Source organism: Halorubrum tibetense (genome assembly GCF_042661865.1).
Taxonomy (GTDB): Archaea; Halobacteriota; Halobacteria; order Halobacteriales; family Haloferacaceae; genus Halorubrum; species Halorubrum tibetense.
On the sequence record NZ_JBHSWW010000743.1, the window covers coordinates 1 to 510 of the forward strand.

Consider the following 510-nt stretch of genomic DNA (forward strand, 5'->3'; position numbering starts at 1 on the left):
CCGATCAGGCCATCATGGACGCCTTGTACGTGGACAACCCCGAGCAGCAGGTGAAAGATTTGGGTGTGTATCTGAACGATCACATCAGCTTCGGTAATTGGCGAGTTACACTGGGGGTGCGTCAAGACGATGTGCGCAACGATGTCGGCAGCAGTGAACAAACTGATCAGGCTACGTCTTTTGGTACCGGGCTGCTGTATCACTTCGATAATGGTTTTGCGCCTTATATCAGCTATGCCGAGTCCTTCAAGCCGGTAATAGGTGTAGATACCCATGGCGATCATTTAAAGCCTGAACAGAGTCGCCAGTATGAAACAGGCATCAAGTACGAGCCCGAGTCTGTGCCGGCGCTGATTACGCTAGCTTACTTCGATATCGAAATATCCAACTTGCCTAACCCTAATAGCTTGCCCGCCAATGTGGCGCAACAGCAAGGCATCTCAACGCTGAAGGGCATGGAGCTTGAAGCTAAGGCGCGCTTGGCTGGCTTCTATGTGCAGGCTGCGCTGT

1 protein-coding gene is annotated in these 510 nt (G+C 52.2%); it reads left to right on the forward strand.

What is annotated here, in order from left to right; translation table 11 throughout:
- Positions 1 to 29: 29 nt before the first annotated feature.
- Positions 30 to 510: TonB-dependent receptor domain-containing protein (locus ACFQEU_RS18070; RefSeq protein ID WP_379784412.1), on the forward strand; the 481-nt coding region annotated here is incomplete at its 3' end.